Here is a 23131-nt window from a genome sequence, read left to right as displayed (position 1 = left end):
AATGAGTAGCGCTCTTTAATATTTATTTCGTTTCCCCGTCTTCAGTCGTCTTTACCTTCGTTTTATTTTTATCACGATGGTTATAGTTGTACTTCGAACGATCTACTGGTCTAAAACCTTCCGGTGTGTAGAATCGTAATAAGTCTCCGTTTACGACTTGGTCAGAGTATTTTAGTGATTTTTGAACCATTTGTTCATTTTGTTTTATTTCGTCTGTTAATTCAACAGCGTTACCAGTCGCTGTATCATAGTATTTGCCGTTTAGTGCAGTCACTGTTGGACTTACGTAGTTACCGTTACGGAATGGAACGACTTGTTTATGCTCTGGTGATAATAAATCTGATCCGAACTGGACATAATTTTTCGTATCTGTACCTAGTAAGTGTAATAGTGTCGGAAGAACATCAATTTCTCCGCCGTATTGATGTTGTACGCCGCCCTTCATTCCTGGAACACGAATGATTAATGGTACACGTTGCAGTTGTGCATTTTCAAATGAGTTCATTTCTTTACCCATTATTTGTGACATTGCTGCGCCATGGTTATCTGAAATACCGTAATGATCACCGTACATAACGATAATTGAGTTATCATATAAACCAGATTGTTTCAAGTAATCCAAAAATCCTTTTACAGACTCATCTAAATAACGTGCTGTTTGGAAGTACGTATCTACTGATGAATCACCTGTAGTCGCTGGTTCAATTGTTGCTTCCGCTTTATCAATTGGATAAGGGAAATGGTTCGATAACGTAATGAACTTCGTATAGAACGGTTGTTTCAATGTTTGTAATAACGGAATTGATTCGTTAAAGAACGGTTTATCTTTTAATCCATAGTTTACTACATCTTTTTCATTCATATCATAGTATGACGCATCAAAAAATTTATTGAAACCAAATGATTTATAAATATCATCACGGTTCCAGAACGTTTTGTAATTACCATGGAATACAGCTGATGTGTATCCTTGTTGACCTAAAATAGCTGGTGCTGATTGATACGTGTTATGAGCTTTATTTGTAAAAACAGATCCTTGCGGTAACCCATACATTGAGTTTTCTAGCATGAACTCAGCATCAGATGTTTTACCTTGTCCTGTTTGATGGAAGAAGTTATCAAAGTATAGCGTATTCGCATCTTTTGTAAATGAGTTTAAGAACGGTGTAACTTCTTGCCCATTTAATTTATAATCAATTAAAAAGTTTTGGAATGATTCTAAATGAATATAAATTACGTTCATTCCTTTTCCTTTACCAAAGTACTCAGGATTTGGACTTGCATATGTTGATGCAAGATAATTTCTAACCTCTGTCATATTATCTCCATCAGCTAACGCTCGTTCTGTTGATGCTTTCGCACTTTGAATGCCATCATAAATCGTATAGTTGTATGCCCCTAAATATTTCACAATATAATTACGGTCAAATGTTCTTGTTAATAATTCAGGACGATCAGATTCTGCAAGACCTAAGTTAATGCTGAATAATAAAATACCTGCTACAAATACTAGTGATAATTTATGTTTCGCAACACGAATTGGTTTTGGATTTGCAAATTTTGTTGCAACTAAAACAATTAAAATGATTGTATCTAGGAAATATAGTGGATCATATGCGTGTAGCAATGCAAAAATACTACCACCTAAATCTCCAAAGTTATTCGTTTGTGTTAATGTCGGGAACGTAATAAAGTCACTGAAAAAGCGATAATATACTACGTTTGCGTATAACAGTATAGACATTAACAAATTAATAACAATTAACCAAATGTAAGCACGTTTCCCCTTTGCAAATAATGCGAGCCCTAAAAATAAAACTGCTGAGCTTAACGGGTTGAAAAACAGTAAAAACTTTTGGATTGTGTTGGATATCCCTAAATTAAATTCTGTCACATATGCTGCGTATGTTTTTAACCAGAATAAAATAATGGCAAACACGAAAAATCCAAAGTGATTGCTTAACACTCGCTTACTCTTTAATAGTAATTGCTTCATCTCTCCACCTCTTTTGATCATCCAAGGCTTATTTTTTTATAAGTCTGTCTCTATTCAATTTTTTATCTTCAAATAGATTTTGTTTGTTTAACTAAATGAAGAATATTAGTAATTATAATTTGAAGCTAGTATTTATTCAACTATTTCTTTCTAGACATTTTGACCTTGGTTTCTATTTAATAAAATAAATTTGTAACATTTTCTGTTTTCTCCCAAGTCTCATCCACTAATTATGACTCCACATACTATAAACCTTTATTTACTGCTTCGCAAATAAATATGTCTCCAGTTTTGGAACATTAATGTAATATAGTGAAATTCACAATAGATAGTATTTGTTTTTTTCGGTGTATATTAAATTCCTTCATATATTTCAAGTTTATTCTTAATACAGTCCTTTCTCTATATGTAACATCAAAAGGTCTTTTCTTCTCTAAAGTTATTTCTGTATAATTATTCACAATTCATAAAATAAAAGATTATAAAAAAACCTCGCTCTCATAAAGAGAGCGAGGTTTTTCATCATTTATTATTGACCTTTGTACATTGCTTCTACTTGTTTTTGAAGTTCTTCATTTTCTAAGAACTCATCGTAAGTAGCCTCTTTATCGATTACACCGTTTGGCGTTACTTCGATAATGCGGTTTGCAATTGTTTGTACGAACTGATGGTCATGAGATGTAAATAACATTGTACCTTTAAATGCGATTAAACCGTTGTTTAATGCAGTGATAGACTCAAGGTCTAAGTGGTTCGTTGGATCGTCAAGTGTGATTACGTTCGCACCACTTAACATCATTTTAGATAGCATACAACGAACTTTTTCGCCTCCAGATAATACAGAAACTTTCTTCTTAACTTCTTCACCTGAGAATAACATACGGCCTAAGAAACCACGTAAGAAGCTTTCTGACTCATCTTGTGGAGAGAATTGGCGTAACCAATCAACTAAGTTGGAGTCACTATTCTCAAAGTATTTAGAGTTATCTCTTGGGAAGTAAGATTGAGATGTTGTAACGCCCCATTTGAATGAACCGCTATCTGGCTCCATTTCACCCATAAGGATTTTAAATAATGTTGTCATCGCAATATCGTTACGACCGATAAATGCAACTTTATCACCTTTATTTAAAGTGAAGTACACATTATCTAACACTTTTTCACCATCAATTGTTTTAGAAAGACCTTCAACAGTTAATAAGTCATTTCCTATTTCACGCTCAGGTGTAAAGCCAACAAATGGGTAACGACGTGATGATGGTCTAATATCATCTAATGTAATTTTATCTAATAATTTTTTACGAGAAGTTGCTTGTTTCGCTTTAGATGCGTTTGAGCTAAAGCGTGCAATGAAGTTTTGTAACTCTTTTACTTTCTCTTCTTTTTTCTTATTAGCATCTTGTGTTAATTTTAAAGCTAATTGGCTTGACTCATACCAGAAGTCATAGTTACCAACATAAAGTTGAATTTTACCGAAATCAAGATCAGCCATATGCGTACAAACTTTATTTAAGAAGTGACGGTCATGGGATACAACGATTACTGTATTTTCAAAGTTCATTAAGAAGTTTTCTAACCATTGAATCGCTTTTAAGTCCAAGTGGTTGGTAGGCTCATCTAGTAATAGAATGTCAGGTTTACCGAATAATGCTTGAGCAAGTAATACTTTTACTTTCTCTGCCCCAGTTAATTCTGACAATTTCTTATCATGAACATCTTCACCAATACCTAAACCTTTAAGAAGGATTGCAGCTTCTGATTCTGCTTCCCAACCGTTAAGCTCAGCGAACTCACCTTCAAGTTCAGCAGCACGCATACCATCTTCATCACTAAAATCTTCTTTCATGTAAATGGCATTTTTCTCTTGCATTACTTTATAAAGTTGCGTGTGACCCATAATTACTGTTTCTAATACTGGGAACTCTTCATATTCGAAGTGGTTCTGTTTTAACACTGCTAGACGCTCACCTGGCGTAATATGTATATCACCTGTTGATTGTTCGATTTCTCCAGATAAAATCTTTAGAAATGTTGATTTACCCGCACCGTTTGCTCCGATTAAACCGTAGCAGTTACCTGGCGTGAATTTTATGTTAACATCTTCAAACAATTTGCGATCCGCGAAACGCAAACTAACGTTACTTACTGTAATCATTTGTGTCCTCCTACTAATACCGCTTATTTCAGCGTTTTCTCACCGATTGTCTTAAAAAATCGCATATTACGACTCAATTATTGTAGACTATAGCTATTATATAGTAGAAGATGGATGAATAGCAACGGTTGATTGCTATTCATCCCTTTTCTACCTTGAATAAAATGTTTGTTTTTTAACGAAACAATATTATATAGAAGCAAATTTCACAATTTAAAGAGGAGTTATTTTGAACAAAATATTTATAATTGGAGCATAATGTTTATCGCTCACTTCCTATACAAATAAATGGCGAAATGAAAGATGAAAAGTTTGCAAAATATAAAGACGTGATGGAAAAGTTTATTAAATAAGAAGAATCCCCTTTTAAAAGGGGATTCTTCTTATTTTCTTTTACTTAATTTCTTCGTATAATTCTTCATTTTACTCGTTAATCCTATTAAAGCAGGTAGTAATATTGGCATCACAATGATAGCTAGTAGTAACAGTGCAACACCAACAACAGATGCTACTTGTATAAGCGTCAATACACCTGAAGGGATTAATGCAGCAAATGTACCGCCTAAAATAAGTGCCGCCGATAATACAACTCCTCCTATGTGACCAGATGCATTTACAATTTTCGTTGCGGGATCCCCTTCTAACTCATTGTATCGCATCATTACGAAAATGCTATAATCCACACCTAAAGCGACAATCATAATAAAACTAAAGAATGGCACATTCCAGCTTAATGACTCTACGTTTAATACGTGTGTACTAATTTGTTCACTTATGCCAAGTGATGCAAAATAAGCTAATATTAAAGATCCAATAATAAAGATTGTATTTAAAAATGACCGTGTAATAATGATTAATACAATCGCAATTCCAATTAACATAATTGTAGCTGTACGTAAGAAATCTTGGCCTGTTACTTCTTTTAAATCAACGTTTCTAGCTGTTGTGCCGCCGATTGCTTTTTTCGTCGATTTTAATTCTGTACCATTTAACGTACCGTCTATCGTTTTATTAATTTCTTCAATGATTGGCATCGCTTCTTTTGAATATGGATTTACGTCTAAAATGATTGTCATTTTGGCAGTCTTTCTATCATGTGACATGTACGTATTCAATGCTTTTTGGAAATCTTCTCCCTCTAACACTTCTTTTGGGATATAAAATTTCTCAGAGCTTTTTGATTCATTTAGTTCCCCTAAATATTTTTGAGCATCTCCTAGGCCGTTACTTACCTTTTCAAGCCCTTCTGTACTTTTAGATAATCCTGATTGTAATTGCCCCATCTGTTCTTGCAAGTCTTTCAGCCCGGTTAATAGCTGACCTTGCCCGTCGTTTATTTTTGTTAATCCGGTTTGTAACTCAGATGACTTGTTCGCAATTTGTTTTGAACCTGTAGCACCTTCATTTAATCCATTTTTAAGATCAGCTGCTCCTTTTTGTAACTTAGTAACTCCATCGCTCATGCCTTTTAAGCCGTTATCCACTTTCGATAACGCTTGATTCGCTTCTTTAAATGAACCCATTGCCGCTTTATGTTGCGTTGCTAATTTATTTAATTCATTTGAAAGCTCACCTAATTGCTTTTGAGCCTCTTTAGCGATCCCTATCGTTTGCAGTATGTTCGGATCATTTGCTAATTCTGGTTTCGTTTGAATGAAATTCGTCATTAACATTTCAATTTGTTCATAGCCTTTTTTCGCACCATCAATCGCTTGAGAAATACTTCCGAAGTATTGATCGTAAGAACTTAAACCTTTTTCTAACTGCGAATAACCAGCATGAAGTTGTGAAGTTGCATTAGATAATACACTAATATTTTCATTTACTGAAGTTAACCCACTCTCAATTTGCTGCGCACCTTGTGCTCCGTCATTTATGCCATTTGAAAGTTGATCTAAAGCTGTTCCTAATGCTGTTACACCATTTTTCGCTTCCGTTGTTCCATCAATTAATTTTTGAACGTTTGCAAGACTATTTGAATCTTTACTACCCATTTTATCTTTCGCAGTAGTTAATCCATCATTAATTTCCTTTATACCACCATTGGCATCTCCTAATCCTGTATTTAGTTCTCCCGCTTGTTTATTTATATATAGTTCTTTTATCCTTTCACCGGTTGGACGCGTCGGTGAATATACTTCTGAAACACCTTTCACTTTCAAAATCTTATCAGTTAGTTCGTCTAAAGTTTGAAGCGAACTCGCCTCATCTAACTTGTTATCTGATTGAATGACTAACGTACTTGGTGAAGAAAAACCTGGTGGAAAATGCTCTTCTATTACGTTAATCCCCATTTTCGACTCATATTTATTATCTACTTCAAATAAATCATTGTAATTTAGTGTGTTAGAGTATTTCATTACGAAAGGAATCGATATCACAAATACAATGATTAAAGCGACAAATGGTCTTGCTACTGAGTTTTTCGCAAGAAATCCCCATAATCGACTATCCTCATGACCTTTAAATGTTTTAACTGGATAAAACATTCCTTTTCCTAAAAGCACCATGAAAAATGGATTTAACGTAGTTAATACGAGTAATAATACTGCGACACCAATTGCTACTGCTGAAGTAGATTGATATAATTTAAAACTTGCTAAAGCAAGAGATGCAAAACCGATTAGTACTGCTATCCCGCTATATAAAACGGTTTTCCCTGCTGATTTAAACGTTTCTTTCGTAGCCAAAAATGCATTTTCTTGTTTACTTAATTCTTCTTTAAATCTTGTATATAATAAAATGTTATAGTCTGTTCCAACTCCAAACAGGACAACAACTACAAACACTTGTGTAAAGTTAGAAAACGGAAAATTAAATTGATCTACTAAATGGGCAATAATCCCCATTGAAACTAAATATGATACACCAACAGTAAGAAGGGAAACAATCGGAACAATTGGTGAACGAAATACAATGATTAATACAACTAGAATGAAAATGATAGAAATAACTTCTGTCTTCTTCACTCCCTCTTGAGAGGAAGTAAGAAAATCACCCGCTATTAAATCACTTCCTGTTAAGTACGTTTTTACCCCTTTCGTTTGCACTTTTTTATGAAGCCCATTTGCAACTTTTGATATTTCACCATTTTTTTTATCTACAGAGATTTGCGTTATAATGGTCGTATTGTCTTTAGATATCAATTGTTTTTCCAAATCTTTATTATCTAAATGTGAAACAACTTCCTTAATTCCTAATTTCACTTTTTCATTTTGTAAAGCATTGATTGTTTTTATTATCTCCTCTTTTTGCTCAGTTGTTAAAGGTGTTTTACTTCCACTATTAAAAACAGCTATAATTTCATACTTTTCAGTCCCGTCTTTATCCATCTCTTTTATCATCTTGTCAGCAATACTACTTTGTTCTGTATTAGGAATCGTAATGTGCCCTTTTTCTTTCACTAATTTATCCATATTAGGCATCGTTACGATCATTGTAATAGTAATAACTATCCATAATAGAAAAGATAAACTTCTCCAATTTTTCAGCTTACTCATTTTAATCATCTCCCGTTTTGAAAATTTAAAAGGAATGAATATTCATTCCTATCATTCTATTATATTATTTTTTAAATCCTATTAAACTGACTTTTCCGGAATGAATGTTCATTCCTATTGTTACACAAATATCCTCTCCTACTCACATGTTTTAAATATATTCAGGAATGAATATTCATTCCTATACTTATAAGCTATAGAATCAAATGATTCTAATAGCGTTCCAAGAACTTTCTTCCAATTCTTTTACTAATTCTTTTGAGTATTCTAATTGCCCCGTTGCAATTACCTTCGTTAGTTTTTCTAGCGGTTGATATACAATAATAATTAAAGCAACTGGAGGCAACGGACGAAGAAAACCTTTTGCGATTCCATCTTCAATAATCTTCATAAAGAAGCCTATAAAATCATCAAATATTTTCTTACTCTGTTCATCAAGAAAATAACTATCACAGTGAGAATTTGTAAATAAAAAAGCATCCACATTGTTTCGCGCAAATTCAAATAAACGGTTGTACGTATGACTAAACTGTTCACGAATATTTGCTTCAACAGGAAAATCCGTTTTTATCATTTCAGAAAGCTCTAACATACTTTTTGAAAATAATGAGTTAACAAGTGCCTCTTTATTTTCAAAATAGCGATAAATAGTACCCGCACCGACTTTTGCCTTTTCAGCGATCATTGGAATTGTCGTACCATCGTAACCACGATCTGCGAAAAGTTGCATCGCAGCATCAAAAATATCCTCTTGTTTGTTTTTAGCCATTTTTTCCACCTCTATTTCCAGGAATGAAAATTCATTCCGTTTTTAATTATAAATTACAGGGAATAAAAGTCAAGTGCGTGACAAAGTATGGTTGCGTTTTAGTGAAAAAATTATATCAACGATTATTAGAATATATCAGCGCAAATCTAATTATATCAGCGATTCTCAGGATATATCGGCGCATCTCCAATTATATCAGCGTTTTTCAAAATATATCGACTTACCGACAAAAACCGACAACCAAAGAGAAAGCTGTCCCAAAATTTGATTTTGGACAGCCCTATTTTTTAAAAGAAATCATAAATAAATGCTTTACGTACCGGAACTATATTCTCAAACGCTCGTATTTCCTCTTCACTTCCTCTAATTAATTCTAGTTCATTAAGTTCTAACGGACGTTTGTATCCAAACATTATAGTAGATAATGCATTTATATCTAGCCTAATTCCTTTATCCTTTATTTCTTCTTCTATAATTGTTATTTCATGATTTGCAAGCCTCACTGTAACGTTATTCCACGGTGCAAATGAATCTATAATATGTAAAATCACTTCTTGCTGTGCATTGTTCCAATTCAACTCATATTGTTTTAAGAACTGCTCCACATCTACAATTCTGCCCATAAAATATGGTTTTATTTCTGCTTTCACGCGTGGCTCTTTTAGTGTATATAATAACGGTTCATTTTCACTTACTGTCATTTCAAATTCTTTAATCATAGAATCATGCTGACAAATAAAGTTCCACAGACCATTTCGCGCTTCATTATGCAGTGGAACAAATTCTTCTACTGTCATTTTATAGTTTTCTATTTTATATAGCATGTAGCCAGCTGCCGTTTTATTTTTATCGTAATAAACCGCTAATGTTAAATCATCATAAACAGCTTGTAACCACCATTTTTCATCGCGAACTAGCATACCGGAAAAACGTTCTGCAAATGTTTCATAAATCTTTTCGACCTCTTCTGGGTGATTTTCTTTATTGAAACGTTTTACAGTACCATTTACTTGTTTTTTCATAACTAAATCACTCTTTGTCATATGACATACAAAGAGATTCGCACAAAGTTCCCAGCCGTATTTACGGTAAAATGAAACAGCAAATGGATGTAGCATTGATACTGTATATCCTTCATGTTTCATGGTTTGAAGTGAGTGTTGAAGCAATTCTTTTACATACCCGCTTCTTCTATACTCTGGATACGTCGCTACCCCTGCAACGCCTCCCATTTTAAATTTTTCTTTGCCTATGTATATATGAAACGGAATAAGATGCAGTTTTGCTGCTAAATCTTTCCCTTCCATAATACCGTATATTTCATGACTTTCTTTCATCTTTGTAAGTTGTTGTTGCAATCGTTCCTCATCAACTTTATATTGAAAAGCGTATTCCGATAAGCGTAATGCTTCTCTAAATATATCTTCTTTTAATCGTATAACGTTCATATATTTCTCCTCCATTCCTTGTTTGAATTGTACCATAATTCTCAATATTCCAGTGCGGTGAATGAAATTATATGGACTTAACGACACGAATCCAATATAAAAAGCAGATACATCCCGTATCTGCTTTTTATTACTTTATTTGGCTAACTTTTGAAGTTCTTCGAAGAATGTAGGATATGATACGCCTACTGCTTCTGCGTCTTCAATTGTTGTTTTTCCTTCTGCTAGACAGCTGGCAATTGCAAGCATCATTCCGATGCGGTGATCACCGTAACTATTTACTGTATTGCCTTTTAGTGCTGATTTCCCGTAAATAATCATCCCGTCATCAGTTGCTTCTATGTGCGCTCCTAGTTTCGTTAACTCCGCAACGACTGTATCAATACGGTTCGTTTCTTTTACTTTTAATTCGTGCGCATCTTTAATTACTGTAATTCCTTCTGCTTGCGTTGCCGCTAAGGCGATAACAGGAATTTCATCGATTAATCTTGGGATAATATCTCCGCCAATTTCGATTCCTTTTAATGAAGATGTTTCAATTGTAATATTTGCAGCTGGTTCTGATGCTCCTTCGTTAATTGGCTCTACAATAAAAGTAGCACCCATTTTCTCTAAAACATCAATAATACCTGTACGAGTTGGGTTCATTCCTACATTTTGTAATACTAGTTTACTATTTGGAATAATTGCACCTGCTACTAAGAAAAATGCTGCTGATGATACGTCACCTGGTACTTGAACGTCTGTCGCTGTTAACTTCTGTCCACCTGCAAGTTTCACTGTTTTTCCCTCGCGAGTTACGTTAACACCAAATGCTTCAAGCATTCTTTCCGTATGATCACGCGAAATATGTGGTTCTGTAACAGCTGTTACACCTTCTGCACGAAGACCTGCAAGTAAAATAGCTGACTTTACTTGCGCACTTGCTACAGGTGAAGTGTATTCAATTGCTTTTAAATCTCCACCACGTATTGTTAACGGTGTAAACGTCCCTTCTTCGCGGCCATCAATGTTTGCACCCATTTGTTTTAATGGATTTGTAACACGTTTCATCGGTCTTTTTGCGATAGATGCATCACCTTGTACGCAAGAGAAAAATGGTGTATTTGCCAAAATTCCTGACATTAAACGTATTGTTGTACCAGAATTACCAACATCTAATACTGCTTTCGGTTCTTGTAAGCCTTCTAATCCTTTACCAACTACAGTGACTTCATCACCATTTTGCACGATTTCTACTCCCATTTCTTTAAAGCAAGAAATTGTACTTAAACAGTCTGCACCGGGCAAGAAACCTTTAATTGTTGTTTTTCCTTCTGCAATCGCGCCGAACATGACAGCGCGGTGTGAAATGGATTTATCTCCTGGAATTGTAATAATACCATTTAATCCGTTATTAACAGGTTCTATTGTTCTTTCCTTCATGTTTTCACCTTCTCATTTAAATTGTTTCATAAGTTTGGTATTTTTCTTCTCTAAGCGCTAGCTTTGCTTTCATACGATCTTCTTCTCTTTGGAAGCTAATACGTAATACCCCAAGCAACCCTTCACGTGCTTCTAATATTTGCAAGTTCGTAATACTAATTTCTTCACGTGCCAAAATACTCGTAATATGAGCCAATGCCCCTACTTTATCTAAAACATCGACGTATAAGTCGTGATAGGCAGGAATTGCCCCTCTCTTTCGTACTGGTAAAGAGTCACGGTATTCTTTCGCGTCTGCAAAATAGTTTTGAATCTCGCCTGCATCTCCGGTAGAAACTGTATCATATAAATCTTCCATTTCAGAGATCCACTCTTTTAATAATACCATTAAATGCTCGCGATTTTGCTTAACAATATCACTCCACATTTTTGGGCTACTAGATGCGATACGTGTAATGTCTTTAAACCCTCCGGCAGCTAATTGATGAATGAGCGGATTATCTCCTGCATGTTTCTCCACTTGCTTTACTAATCCAGCTGCGATAAGATGCGGAAAATGACTAACGATCCCTGTTACATAATCATGTTCCTCCGTATTTAGAACGAGAAAATGAGACCCTGTTCCTTGTAACCAACGCTTCAGTTCTTCCACATGTTCATTTGGCACATGATTCATCGGCGTTAAAATATAAAATGCATTTTCAAATAAATGTGCTTTTGCACTTTCAACTCCCGTTTTATGAGAACCTGCCATCGGATGTCCACCAATAAAAGAAACTTCCTTTGAAAATAAAGCTTCCGCTTCATTCATGATCGTCCCTTTTGTACTACCAACATCTGTTACAATAACATCTTCTCGTAAATGAAATGACGCTAATTTGTGTAATAACTTCTTCGTTTCTTCAACTGGAGAAGCAAACACAATTAAATGCGCCTCTTCACATGCATGCTGTAAATCTACTGCTACTTCATCTACTACATGTAATTCTTTTGCACGCTCTACTTGTTCTTGAAATATATCATAACCTGTTATCGTTACATCGTGCTCTTTCTTAATTGCTAATGCGAGAGAGCCTCCGATTAAACCAGTTCCAATTAAAACTACCTTTTTACGCATTTTCCTCATCTCGAGACTTTCTTTTTTTATTTTCAAAGTGTTGTTTTAACACTGAAATCACTCCTTCATTTTGCTCCCTTGTTCCGACTGTAATACGGACACCATTTGGGAACGGACGAATAATAAATCCTGCGTGTGCACAAGCTTCATAAATCTCCCCAGCATTCTCAACTGGCAAGAAGATGAAATTTGTTTGCGATGGATAAAACGGAATTTCATTTTCCTTACAAAAGCTTTCGTATTGTTGTAATCCCTCTGTATTCACACGAACTATTTCCTCAATAAACTCGTCATCACCAAAAGCAATCGTCGCTGCTTTTTGCGCTAATGAAGATACGTTAAATGGCAAACGTACGACATTTAATTTCTCGATTAGCTCTTCCTGTCCAATTGCATATCCAACGCGGAAAGAAGCTAATCCGTACGCTTTAGAAAATGTTCTAAGTACAAGAATGTTTTTATGTTTTTCTAAAAGCGGTAATGTCTCTGGGAAATCCTTTGCTGTTACGTATTCATAGTACGCTTCATCAATGACAATTAACGTATTTTCACTAATACCTTCAATAAATTGAGTCAATTTTCGATCATTCACATATGTGCCTGTCGGGTTGTTCGGATTACAAATCCATACGATTTTCGTATTATTATTTATTGCTGACGAAATTTCGTCTAAATCGTATACACCGTTATTTAAAGGGATTTCTTTCACTTCACAACCTTCAATAATTGCATGATGACGGTACTGCGGGAATGTTGCACCAGCCGTTACGATGTTATCTCCTGCTCTAAGTACTGCACGGCTTATTATTTGAATGACTTCATCTAAACCACTACCGCAAAGTATTTGTTCCATTTGAACATGTAACTTATTTGCAATTGTCTGACGAAGCGCTATAGCACCTCCGTCAGGATATAAAGCATGTTCCAAACGCGATTTTTGCAAATCATCTAAAACACGTGGTGAGCAGCCGAATGGATTTTCATTTGATGCTAATTTCACAAATGAATGATCTCCGTACACTTCTTTCATTTGTTCAGGTGATTTACCTGGTTTATATGGTTGTAATGATGATAGTTGATCTTTTACTTGCATGTTAAAACCACCTTTTTATTAAAATTCTTTTGCGTATTTATTATGTTGCGTAATGTTTTGCTGAATTAAATCCATACGATCTTTTCCGAATTGTTCGACTAGTGCATGTGCAAGTTCCCATGCTATAACAGATTCAGCTACTACACCTGCTGCTGGTACTGCACAACTATCAGATCTTTCAATACTCGCTTGGAATGCTTCTTTCGTATCAATATCAACGCTTGCTAACGGTTTGTATAATGTAGGTATTGGCTTCATAACACCTCTTACGACAATTGGCATTCCTGTTGTCATACCGCCTTCTAAACCGCCGGCATTATTCGTTTTTCTCGTGTATCCATTTTCTTCATCCCATAATATTTCATCGTGTACTTTACTTCCTGGCTGTCTTGCTGCTTCAAAACCAACGCCAATTTCAGCACCTTTAAATGCATTAATACTCATAATTGCACCAGCAAGTTTTGCATCTAATTTACGATCGTAATGAACGTAACTACCAACACCAATTGGCATACCTTCTGCAATGACTTCAACAATACCGCCGATTGAATCCCCACTACTTTTAGCGTTATCTATCGCATCCATCATCTCTTGTTCTACTTCTTTATCTAAACATCGAACTGGTGAATTTTCAGTAATCGTTTGAATTTCTTCTATTGGTAAGTTTGAAATTCGTTTCGCTTGTACCCCACCAATTTCAAGAACATGCCCTGCAATTTCTACGCCTAATTCTTTCAAAATTTGTTTCGCAACTGCACCAGCAGCTACACGAACTGTCGTTTCTCTTGCAGATGAGCGCTCTAATACGTTTCTTATATCACGATGTCCATATTTAATTGCACCGTTTAAATCTGCATGTCCTGGACGTGGTTTTGTAATTGTACGTTTCATATCTTTACTTTCTTTTTCCGAAATTGGCTCTGCACCCATTACTTTCGTCCAATGTTTGAAATCATCATTTTTAACGATTAACGTTATTGGTGAGCCAAGTGTCATCCCATGACGAACACCACTTACAATTTCAACTGTATCAGTTTCTATTTGCATGCGTCTTCCGCGTCCGTGCCCTTTTTGTCTTCTTAGTAATTCTTTATTAATATGTTCCGATGTTAATGTTAAACCTGCTGGTACGCCTTCTAAAATAACTGTTAACTGCGGTCCATGTGATTCTCCAGCTGTAATGTATCTCATTTCTCTTGCCCCTTTACTATTTTTTTGTACAAAAAAGTCCCTACTGAGCGCTCAGTAGGGACGATGTTTATCGCGGTACCACCCTAGTTGTAGACAACTATCGTCTACCTCTCTTCTTCTGTAACGATCGTTTGACCGTCTTTCCCTCCAAAAGTTGGCGGAAAAGATGCTCCAAGGCTGTAATTCATACTTATCTTTGTACTGATTCACACCGACCATCAGCTCTCTTTAACAGTGAGATAAGTACTACTGTTTCCTCTTCAGCGCATATATGATATGGAATTAAGATAATTTATTTTTGAAACCTTTTAACTCATCCATGAATCTATGGAATTCTGGAATATCCATTTGTTGTGCAGAATCTGATAATGCAACCGCTGGGTCTGGGTGTACTTCAGCCATTACTGCATCTGCGCCAATTGCAAGTGCTGCTTTCGCTGTTGGTAATAATAAATCTCTGCGTCCAGTTGAATGCGTTACATCAACGATTACTGGTAAATGTGTTTCTTTCTTTAAAATCGGTACTGCTGAAATGTCTAATGTGTTACGTGTCGCTCTTTCGTATGTGCGGATACCACGCTCACATAGAATAATTTGGTCGTTACCTTGTGCAATGATGTACTCAGCTGCGTTAATGAACTCATCAATTGTTGCTGCTAATCCACGTTTTAATAATACTGGCTTGTTAACTTTACCTACAGCTCGTAATAAATCGAAGTTTTGCATGTTACGTGCACCGACTTGAATTACATCAACGTAGTCTAGCGCCATTTCAACATCGTTCGGATTTAAGATTTCACTAATGATCGCTAAGTCGAACTCATCTGCTACTTGGCGTAAAATTTGTAATCCTTCTACTCCTAAACCTTGGAAATCGTATGGAGATGTTCTTGGTTTGAAAGCACCACCGCGCATTAATTTTAGACCTTGGTCTTTCATCGCTTGCCCTACTTGGCGAACTTGCTCTAAGCTTTCTACCGCACAAGGTCCCATGATGAACGTTTGTGTTCCGTTTCCAATCAATTCACCTTTTACATTAACGATTGTATTTTCTTGTTTCTTTTTACGTGATACTAGTAATGCTTTACGGTTATCATCTTCTTGTAATTCTAAGCTAGCTTTGAAGATTGTTTTGAAAATGTGTTGAACTGTTGACGTTTCGAATGGTCCTTCGTTATGCTCTGCGATCATATCAAGTACTTCACGCTCACGTACTGGATCAAAACGTTTCGTACCTTGTACTTGCTTTTGCTCCCCAATTTTTTGAACGATTTCACCACGTTTGTTTAAAAGGTGTAATAGTTGTAAGTTAATTTCATCTACCTGTTTACGTAATTGATCTAATTCATGATTTGCCATTTGGAAATCCTCCTCTAATGTTTTAAAAGTATAGTAAGAGAATGAAAAATTCTCTATTTTCTGAACTGATAAATTATACAAAATTTAAGTGGAATCGATACCTCTTCTTATTTTAAACGAATACTTACTATAAGGACACTATCAACTCAATCAAAACCCACTTTTTTGTACAAAAAATCCCTACTGATTCAATCAGTAGGGACGATATTTATCGCGGTACCACCCTAGTTGTAGACTTATTTCGTCTACCTCTCTTCATTGTTAACGATCATCTGACCGTCTTTCCCTTCATAAAGACAATACTATCTTTACTACGAAAAAGATGCTCTAGGACTGTAATTCGCTCTTGTTTTTGTACTGGTTCGCACCAACCACCAGCTCTCTGTTACAGGGAAACAACAACTACTGCTTTTCCTTTCAACGCATATATATTTAATTTTCAAGTTAGACCACTAAAATACAAAAAGTCCCTACTGAATAAATCAGTAGGGACGATATTTATCGCGGTACCACCCTAGTTGTAGACTAACTTTCCGTCTACCTCTCTTCACTGTTAACGATCAATTGACCGCTTTTTCTTCATAAAGACAATACTATCTTTACTACGAAAAAGATGCTCCAAGACTGTAATTCATGATTATCCCTGTACTGGTTCACACCAACCACCAGCTCTCTGTTACAGTAAGACTAACCACTACTGTGATCTCTTCATTGCACTTTGTTTATTCAAATGTTTTTGAAATTGAATAAGTATGATTCGTATTATAGAACGCTTTTCAAAACACTGTCAACAACTTTTTATATTTTTTTTAAAATTCCACTTCCGCCCTACATTTCTTCTTGTAAATTCTCCATAACAATTCCGATGCGAATTATCTCATTATCTATTGCATTTAATACATATTTTTCTACTCCATACTGGATTAATATTTCTTTTATTTGAATGATTTCAGTTTCAAGTAAATCGGCTTCTTGAAGCGTTTGTAGTAAAGTGAAAAATACATTTGCATACAATTCTTTATACATTTTTATACTCTCTGTCTTTTCAAGTATTTCATTAAACAACTGTTTTAACTCCGTTTGATTCCCTTTTCCAACCAAACCTGAAAATGTTTTTATTATAGATAATCCTCTTTCTACTATTTCATCCATAAATAAAATAATACGCAAAAGCATTACATATTCTCTAGCTGTGATTTCACCCATTTTCGGTCGCTCTCGCAAAAATACACTGAGCCAAGATGCCCAAAATTTTTGTTGTTCTTTTGCACTTAACGTTTTGACGTAATAGCATAAAAACTGCATAAATTTAATTTTATTTTCTTCATTTTCTTGTATAAGTAACGGGTATAACCAATCTGTTTTTTGCTCCCAATACAGTACACATTTAATAAATACAAAACTGAGCCATTTCAAGAAAGCTTCCCTCGTATGCGGATGTAATACTTCCAAATGTTCTACTGCATACTTAATAAATCGTTTCATTTCTGTAAATAAAGGTAAATTGATTTGCGTGTAACATAAGCCTGCCCATGCATATTTCGTAATCTCATTTTCTTTCTTTAAATCTAAGCATGGCAACAAATATTTTCGGCACCATTGCTTCTCAATATGATAAAGAAATGTAACATCTGCTACTAAACGAGCTAACATAAAATTTGTCCGTACTTTACTAACTCTTACTTGTTCTTCAAATAAAAATAAATATTCATATACATTACGATCGTATAAATGATCATATGATAACAGTTTTAATAATACAGCTGTCATTTTCCCAACAGGATGTTGGATCGATTCATTGTAAAAGTCTTGTTTTCCAAGCTTAAAATCTGTATCACTTTTCATTACTTGAGGGAATACCGAAAAAGCAAAACGTTTCACACTGCGTATACTATTTTCCTCTAACTCTTCTAATCGATTACTAATTTCATATAGAAAGCTACTAATTAACCAATGAAAAGAAGTATTTCTAACAAATTTCTGTAATAGCGGAATTACTTTTTGGATTTGTTCATTTGTCAATCCTCGATTATTTCGCCACTCTCTAATACAAACAAACCATACTTCATTACTTATTTCGTGCATACCAACTAATTGATAGGCAAATGAAATACTCCATTCTGTATTCAACTTACATGCTTTCGATAACATCTCTAAAAAATGGCGTTGTTCAAAAACACCATCTTGAGAAAATTGACGAACTTGCTTCATAATTTCATCGTCTTTCAACTGCAATAATCCATCAGCAGTTACATTACAAGTAATACTTTGATCTGCCGTCTCTTTCTTTTGTACACTATATCGATCAGAATGAAAGTGAGGATGTTTTTTCTTCATTAACTCATAACCTTTTGCTGTAGATGGACTATTCGAATCACAAGTGAATAATAAATCTAAAACTAAACAAGCATCAAATGCTCTCTCCTCTGCAAGGTCCTTCAATACAATTTGAATAACCTCTTCCTTTGTTTTTTCCAAAGAGAGTGCGAAATGATTTTTTATAAGTTGAAAAACTTCGTGTTTATACGTGATATCTAAAAAAAGTCCTTCCTGTAACAACCATTTCATTTTGGCATCAGCGCTAACGAATCTATTTTTATTCATCGCATCAATTGCAATTCGGTTCTGAAGCATGCTGTTTGCTTCTATCATTTCTGTAATATAATAATTTGCTTTTTTTTCATTATTTTCACACAAATAAGCTAAACACTCTTTTACAATTTGAATTAAAAATGCAAGATCATTTTGCTGAAACTCTTTTTCAACATTTTCCTTATCCTTTTTTTTCAGTGCCGTTTGTCGTAGTGATAACATTCGCATCTTCTCTATTCCCATCATCATAATTGGTACGGCGTAATAGGAAATATGAGGTTTCATCTTCTCATTCCAAATTTGCTCCACATAAGAAAATGTAGACACTGGTAAACGACTCGATTCCTCAAGTTCTATTGATTCTTGCGTATCATTTCCCCATTTTCTTTCCCGCTTCAATTTCAGTTTTCCGTCCAAAATAAACGTTAGTAATAATAAAGCAATTTCTTTATGCTCAGGAAAAGAACATTTTTGCAGTAAGCAAGAAATTTTTTCAATAGATTTACTATCTTTTTCAGCTGTTTCTAATAAAAGAAGTGTCCATCTTGCAAACAACAACGGGTCCATTTTAATTTTCGTTTCGTATAAGTAGCTACAAATTGTTCTCCATAATAACGGAGATATTTTAGAATGATTTTTAAAAATTAATTGAAATAATTCTTTTTGATGACTAAAAAGAAATTGTTCCACCAACCATTCTGCAAGTAATTCATCTACCTCATTATCGTTTGATGTAACTAAAAATAAATTTTGTAATTTCCCTTCTGCTTCAAGCCATTCCACCCATTCATAATCATGAGCAAATTCAACAAAGTAGCGGACTGTTTCAATTTTTTTTATGGATTGTTTTATGTATGATAATTGTTCCTGCTCTACTGACGGTGGAACTGTTACTATGTCACGAATTCGCATTCGTTTTGTAATATAATTATCTCCCATTAATTCTGCCCATCGCTTCACTGCTTTAACAAGAGATTGATGATTATTACCTTTATTCGGGTATACAATCGGCCGTATTCCTAAATGCTCCCAATGGTACGTATTTTCCCCTTGTGCAACAAATGCATAACGCCTTGTACTTGGCGGTAAACCAGTAGCCAAATATTTCATTACTGGGTCATTATGGCTATATCCAACGAATAAAACAGTATAATTCGAGAATAAATCAACTAAAAACCTTCTTGCCCAGCCTTCGGTCAAGTAAGCCCTTCCAAAATCACCATCTGTTAAAATTAAAGCTTCTTTCTCTTGTTCTATATTGCCATGTATGTAAGCGAGTCCTTTAAACGCTCTACCTGTAGGTAACGCAGGTGCGTAATATACGTTTAATTCTCTATTCATTTCTTTCATCGCAGTTGTAAAATGCCGATCAAAATTTGTCGTGACAATGCGGACTTCCGTATCTAAAGGAAACAACCTCGGAATCGCATAATGAAGCGGATTCGGCTTTGATTTTTCAATATGAACTAAATCTCTTGCAACTTGATGTATATCTTTTGTTTTCGCAATTTTACCAAGATAATAATCATGAGGTTCTGTTATTTCACGCGTTTCTACATATAACGTTTTCGCAATCTCATCAACTAGATCATCAAAATTCGGTAAGTTTGATTTCCCTTTCATAGAAACTCCCGCTCCAACAAATAGTACTAACTTTCCTTGTTCAAGATGATCAATTAACTCCTCTGGAATTTCTACTTCTGAAGTAATCCACATCATGGATTCCCCCTTACCTAAAAATGTCATATACTCTCATTTTACTATAACATTTTTTCTTTGTTTTTTTAATATTTAGACAAAAAAACGAACATGAAAAAGTTTTATGTAAATATATTCGTTACAATGTATGAACTCCTAAATTTATTGTAAAACTATGTATAAATCGGAGGTGTAAATATTGAATGGTTTTACTGTAGTACTTATCAAATTTATATCGTGCATTATCGCATTTAGTATTGGACTCGCTTTATTTTTCCCTGCAACGTTCGTCCAAATTATTTCATTTAGTCTCTTTGTTACAATCGTTTCCTATATGTTCGTCGATAAAATCATATTAAACCGAATAGGTAATACCGGTGCCATTATGTCGGATTTCTTACTAACGTATTTAAGCGTATGGATTTTCGGTAATATTTTATTAGACAATTACATGCAAATTGCATGGGGGAGTTTCCTTTCCGCTACTGTCTTTACATTATCTGAAGTAATCGTTCATCGCTTCTCTCACTCACACACAAGGCACAACAATGATAACATTCATATTAATCGCCGCTTTGCATATGGTACGGAATTTGCTGAAGAGCAGAATGTGTTGGATAAAGATAAGAAGAAGTAACATTTTGATGCAGGAGCGCCTCTTTTAATTATGTGGTGCTCCTTTTGTGTATTTTCATTATGGTATGTGAAATTATACGAACAATTTTTTTAATATATCTTATAATAAAAAACTGCCTCTTATTTAGAGGCAGTCACTTTCAAATCTTTTAACGCAACAACATTAGCAAACGCTCCAAACACTACATTATGATGCTTTACAATGTCTTCCGCACGTAACACGTCTGTATGAAACGTACTATGTGCATCACTCACTAACGTTACTTTATAACCTTCACTAAACGCTCTTCGCGTTGTCGTATCCACACAGTACTCTGTTTGCATTCCTGAAATAATAACGTGTTCAATGCCTTTTTCTTGTAATACTTCGTTTAAGTTTGTCTTATGGAAAGAATCTGGCGTCGTCTTTTCAACGATACGATCCCCTTTTTGCGGAGCAATCGCCTCATGCACTTTCCAGCCCTCTGTACCTTTTTCTAACGGATGATCTTTTGGTCCGTTATGTTGTACATAAATAACTGGAATATCATTAGAACGACATTCCCCAATAAGCTCTTGCAATATTTCTAAAAACTTTTCCCCGTTATGTACTGGCATTCCCGCTGTATACATACCTGCTTGCACATCAATTACTAATAAAGCTTTTTTCATTTCGCGCAGCTCCCTTTGTTTGTATTCTATCATCCAACAATCTTCTAATTTCCCCTCATGCAGCTCATGTTCCTTTAATATCTTCACTTTTTTAAAGCCGCATTTTTCATAACATTTTATCGCACGTTCATTATTTACTTTCGGATCCATTGCGATTGCTTCTGCTCTCGTGTTCTCCATAATATATGTAATTGCAGCCTGAACGAGTTTCGTTCCAATTCCTTTTCCCCAATAAGTCGGCTCTCCGATAAATTGATCCATTCCCCATACATTTTGTGATTCTTCATAGCCATATAATGTTTTCCACTCAGAATCAATTGGGTACATTTGTATGTAACCAATTGGAACAGCATCAAACTCTATTAAACATCTTTTTTCATGACTATTTGGATTATGTATAAAATGATTCAGTACCATTTCTACAGATTGCGGATTATCGCGTCCTTCGTAATACCGCAAGACTTCTGGGTCTGTTAGCCATTTTGAAATGATTGGTGCATCCTCTTCTTTTACGTATCTAATCGATATATTATCTTTTTGAAATAGCATATAATACCTCTTTTTAATTATTTATATTTTTTCTTGTTGTGAAATCTTTCATTACACCTATTAGTGCGTATGGTAACAATGTAATCGCAAAAAGAGCTGTAAACACATTAAAATGAGGGATTTCATATGGAGTGAACCATTCCGTGAAAAATTGGGAATGTAAAATTCTATTTGAAATTTTCCCACTAGGTTTAAAGTTTGGTGCACATCCTGTACTCTCAAACATAATAAATAGTAATTGAACAATTATAAATGCCCCTAAATAACGAAACCATGTCCGTTTCTATATAGGGTGTGTATTCTTTAATGTATCTTCCATCTAGCCCCCTCCTTTAAATATCCATCATATTGAGTATACACTTTCTTTACTTCATTTGTTAAAATTTTCTATATAATCATTCGTGTTGGAGGAATACATTATGTCTAATTCTATACTTAAATCAACTTTAATCATTCTTAGAGGAAACTCCGCAAGTGGTAAAACAACAATCGCAAAGCAACTACAAGAACATTTCGGACAAGGTACACTTTTAGTATCGCAGGATGTTGTACGTAGAGATATGCTTAGCGTACATGATACGATGGGGAACTTATCTCATGATCTACTATTTGAAATTACGAAGTACGGAAAAGGAAAGTGTGAGTTTGTTATTTTAGAAGGTATTTTAAACAGTCGTAGATACGGTGAAATGCTAAAAGAGTTAATACATTTTTTTGAAGGAAAGGCATATACATATTACTTTGATTTATCATTAAAAGAAACGATTCGACGACATAACACAAGGGACAAACGATATGAATTTGGTGAGGGTTCCCTACAAAAATGGTATAATCCGCACGATACAATTGAAGTTGCTCGAGAAACTATTTTTACAGATACATTCACGCAAAAAGATATATTTAATGCGATTCTTACTGATGTTGCGATACAAAAATAAAAGCCAGTCTCAAT

At 34.7% G+C, this 23131-nt stretch carries 14 protein-coding genes, 2 pseudogenes and 3 other annotated features; of the genes and pseudogenes, 2 read left to right on the top strand and 14 right to left on the bottom strand.

Annotated features, from left to right (window positions below; all coding sequences use genetic code 11):
- Positions 1-22 precede the first annotated feature (22 nt).
- The 11 genes from ltaS to DT250_RS05665 form a co-directional block, all read right to left on the bottom strand.
- Positions 23-1996, bottom strand: coding sequence for a lipoteichoic acid synthase (ltaS, locus tag DT250_RS05715; RefSeq protein ID WP_149212759.1), 1974 nt, complete (start codon positions 1994-1996; stop codon positions 23-25).
- A gap of 529 nt (positions 1997-2525) precedes the next feature.
- Positions 2526-4151, bottom strand: a complete 1626-nt coding sequence (locus tag DT250_RS05710; RefSeq protein WP_000633870.1) for an ABC-F family ATP-binding cassette domain-containing protein — start codon at positions 4149-4151, stop codon at positions 2526-2528.
- Positions 4152-4534: 383 nt separating this feature from the next.
- Positions 4535-7651: an MMPL family transporter gene (locus DT250_RS05705; RefSeq protein ID WP_149212758.1), complete on the bottom strand. Its 3117-nt coding sequence runs from the start codon at positions 7649-7651 to the stop codon at positions 4535-4537.
- 202 nt (positions 7652-7853) lie between these two features.
- Complete coding sequence (locus tag DT250_RS05700) at positions 7854-8420, bottom strand: TetR/AcrR family transcriptional regulator (protein WP_149212757.1); 567 nt, start codon at positions 8418-8420, stop codon at positions 7854-7856.
- 287 nt (positions 8421-8707) lie between these two features.
- Positions 8708-9868 carry a GNAT family N-acetyltransferase gene (locus DT250_RS05695; RefSeq protein WP_149212756.1) on the bottom strand — a complete coding sequence of 387 codons (1161 nt, stop codon included), beginning with the start codon at positions 9866-9868 and terminating at the stop codon, positions 8708-8710.
- A gap of 135 nt (positions 9869-10003) precedes the next feature.
- Positions 10004-11293, bottom strand: a complete 1290-nt coding sequence (gene aroA / locus DT250_RS05690; RefSeq protein WP_149212755.1) for a 3-phosphoshikimate 1-carboxyvinyltransferase — start codon at positions 11291-11293, stop codon at positions 10004-10006.
- Positions 11294-11309: 16 nt separating this feature from the next.
- Positions 11310-12410, bottom strand: coding sequence for a prephenate dehydrogenase (gene tyrA, locus DT250_RS05685; protein ID WP_001228146.1), 1101 nt, complete (start codon positions 12408-12410; stop codon positions 11310-11312).
- A complete protein-coding gene (hisC, locus tag DT250_RS05680; protein ID WP_149212754.1) occupies positions 12403-13503 on the bottom strand; it encodes a histidinol-phosphate transaminase in 1101 nt (366 codons plus the stop codon). The genes tyrA and hisC overlap by 8 nt, the downstream gene beginning before the upstream one ends.
- Positions 13504-13521: 18 nt before the next feature.
- Positions 13522-14694 carry a chorismate synthase gene (aroC, locus tag DT250_RS05675; protein ID WP_061673330.1) on the bottom strand — a complete coding sequence of 391 codons (1173 nt, stop codon included), beginning with the start codon at positions 14692-14694 and terminating at the stop codon, positions 13522-13524.
- A gap of 53 nt (positions 14695-14747) precedes the next feature.
- Positions 14748-14967, bottom strand: a binding site (T-box leader).
- Between the two features lie 9 nt (positions 14968-14976).
- A complete protein-coding gene (locus tag DT250_RS05670) occupies positions 14977-16053 on the bottom strand; it encodes a bifunctional 3-deoxy-7-phosphoheptulonate synthase/chorismate mutase (protein ID WP_001273578.1) in 1077 nt (358 codons plus the stop codon).
- 194 nt (positions 16054-16247) lie between these two features.
- Positions 16248-16483: a binding site (T-box leader), on the bottom strand.
- A 54-nt stretch (positions 16484-16537) separates the two neighbouring features.
- Positions 16538-16774: a binding site (T-box leader), on the bottom strand.
- A 107-nt stretch (positions 16775-16881) separates the two neighbouring features.
- Positions 16882-20361 (bottom strand): DUF4020 domain-containing protein, encoded by a 3480-nt coding sequence (locus tag DT250_RS05665; RefSeq protein WP_255450038.1) that lies wholly within the window; start codon positions 20359-20361, stop codon positions 16882-16884.
- Positions 20362-20542: 181 nt separating this feature from the next.
- Between DT250_RS05665 and DT250_RS05660 the strand changes: the two genes are divergently transcribed.
- Positions 20543-20980: a YndM family protein gene (locus DT250_RS05660; RefSeq protein WP_060487163.1), complete on the top strand. Its 438-nt coding sequence runs from the start codon at positions 20543-20545 to the stop codon at positions 20978-20980.
- Positions 20981-21099: 119 nt separating this feature from the next.
- On the opposite strand, the gene DT250_RS32175 is transcribed toward DT250_RS05660, so the two are convergent.
- The 3 genes and pseudogenes from DT250_RS32175 to DT250_RS05650 all read right to left on the bottom strand — a co-directional run bounded on the left by DT250_RS32175 (position 21100) and on the right by DT250_RS05650 (position 22498).
- Positions 21100-21630: a cysteine hydrolase family protein gene (locus DT250_RS32175; RefSeq protein WP_033662720.1), complete on the bottom strand. Its 531-nt coding sequence runs from the start codon at positions 21628-21630 to the stop codon at positions 21100-21102.
- A gap of 15 nt (positions 21631-21645) precedes the next feature.
- Positions 21646-22179: pseudogene (locus tag DT250_RS32170) on the bottom strand (GNAT family N-acetyltransferase); the annotation flags it as partial.
- A 13-nt stretch (positions 22180-22192) separates the two neighbouring features.
- Positions 22193-22498: pseudogene (locus tag DT250_RS05650) on the bottom strand (YfzA family protein).
- Positions 22499-22598: 100 nt separating this feature from the next.
- Between DT250_RS05650 and DT250_RS05645 the strand changes: the two are divergent.
- Positions 22599-23117, top strand: a complete 519-nt coding sequence (locus DT250_RS05645) for a kinase (protein WP_088122419.1) — start codon at positions 22599-22601, stop codon at positions 23115-23117.
- Positions 23118-23131 lie beyond the last annotated feature (14 nt).

It is taken from the genome of Bacillus sp. AR2-1 (genome assembly GCF_008368755.1).
Classification (GTDB): Bacteria; Bacillota; Bacilli; order Bacillales; family Bacillaceae_G; genus Bacillus_A; species Bacillus_A wiedmannii.
This window is presented reverse-complemented; position numbering and strand designations above follow the sequence as displayed.

What these genes read in the sequence shown, in the direction of transcription:
- ltaS (WP_149212759.1), bottom strand. Translation starts at nt 1,996, where the DNA reads ATGAAGCAATTACTATTAAAGAGTAAGCGAGTGTTAAGCAATCACTTT.
- DT250_RS05710 (WP_000633870.1), bottom strand. Translation starts at nt 4,151, where the DNA reads ATGATTACAGTAAGTAACGTTAGTTTGCGTTTCGCGGATCGCAAATTG.
- DT250_RS05705 (WP_149212758.1), bottom strand. Translation starts at nt 7,651, where the DNA reads ATGAGTAAGCTGAAAAATTGGAGAAGTTTATCTTTTCTATTATGGATA.
- DT250_RS05700 (WP_149212757.1), bottom strand. Translation starts at nt 8,420, where the DNA reads ATGGCTAAAAACAAACAAGAGGATATTTTTGATGCTGCGATGCAACTT.
- DT250_RS05695 (WP_149212756.1), bottom strand. Translation starts at nt 9,868, where the DNA reads ATGAACGTTATACGATTAAAAGAAGATATATTTAGAGAAGCATTACGC.
- aroA (WP_149212755.1), bottom strand. Translation starts at nt 11,293, where the DNA reads ATGAAGGAAAGAACAATAGAACCTGTTAATAACGGATTAAATGGTATT.
- tyrA (WP_001228146.1), bottom strand. Translation starts at nt 12,410, where the DNA reads ATGCGTAAAAAGGTAGTTTTAATTGGAACTGGTTTAATCGGAGGCTCT.
- hisC (WP_149212754.1), bottom strand. Translation starts at nt 13,503, where the DNA reads ATGCAAGTAAAAGATCAACTATCATCATTACAACCATATAAACCAGGT.
- aroC (WP_061673330.1), bottom strand. Translation starts at nt 14,694, where the DNA reads ATGAGATACATTACAGCTGGAGAATCACATGGACCGCAGTTAACAGTT.
- DT250_RS05670 (WP_001273578.1), bottom strand. Translation starts at nt 16,053, where the DNA reads ATGGCAAATCATGAATTAGATCAATTACGTAAACAGGTAGATGAAATT.
- DT250_RS05665 (WP_255450038.1), bottom strand. Translation starts at nt 20,361, where the DNA reads ATGTGGATTACTTCAGAAGTAGAAATTCCAGAGGAGTTAATTGATCAT.
- DT250_RS32175 (WP_033662720.1), bottom strand. Translation starts at nt 21,630, where the DNA reads ATGAAAAAAGCTTTATTAGTAATTGATGTGCAAGCAGGTATGTATACA.
- DT250_RS05645 (WP_088122419.1), top strand. Translation starts at nt 22,599, where the DNA reads ATGTCTAATTCTATACTTAAATCAACTTTAATCATTCTTAGAGGAAAC.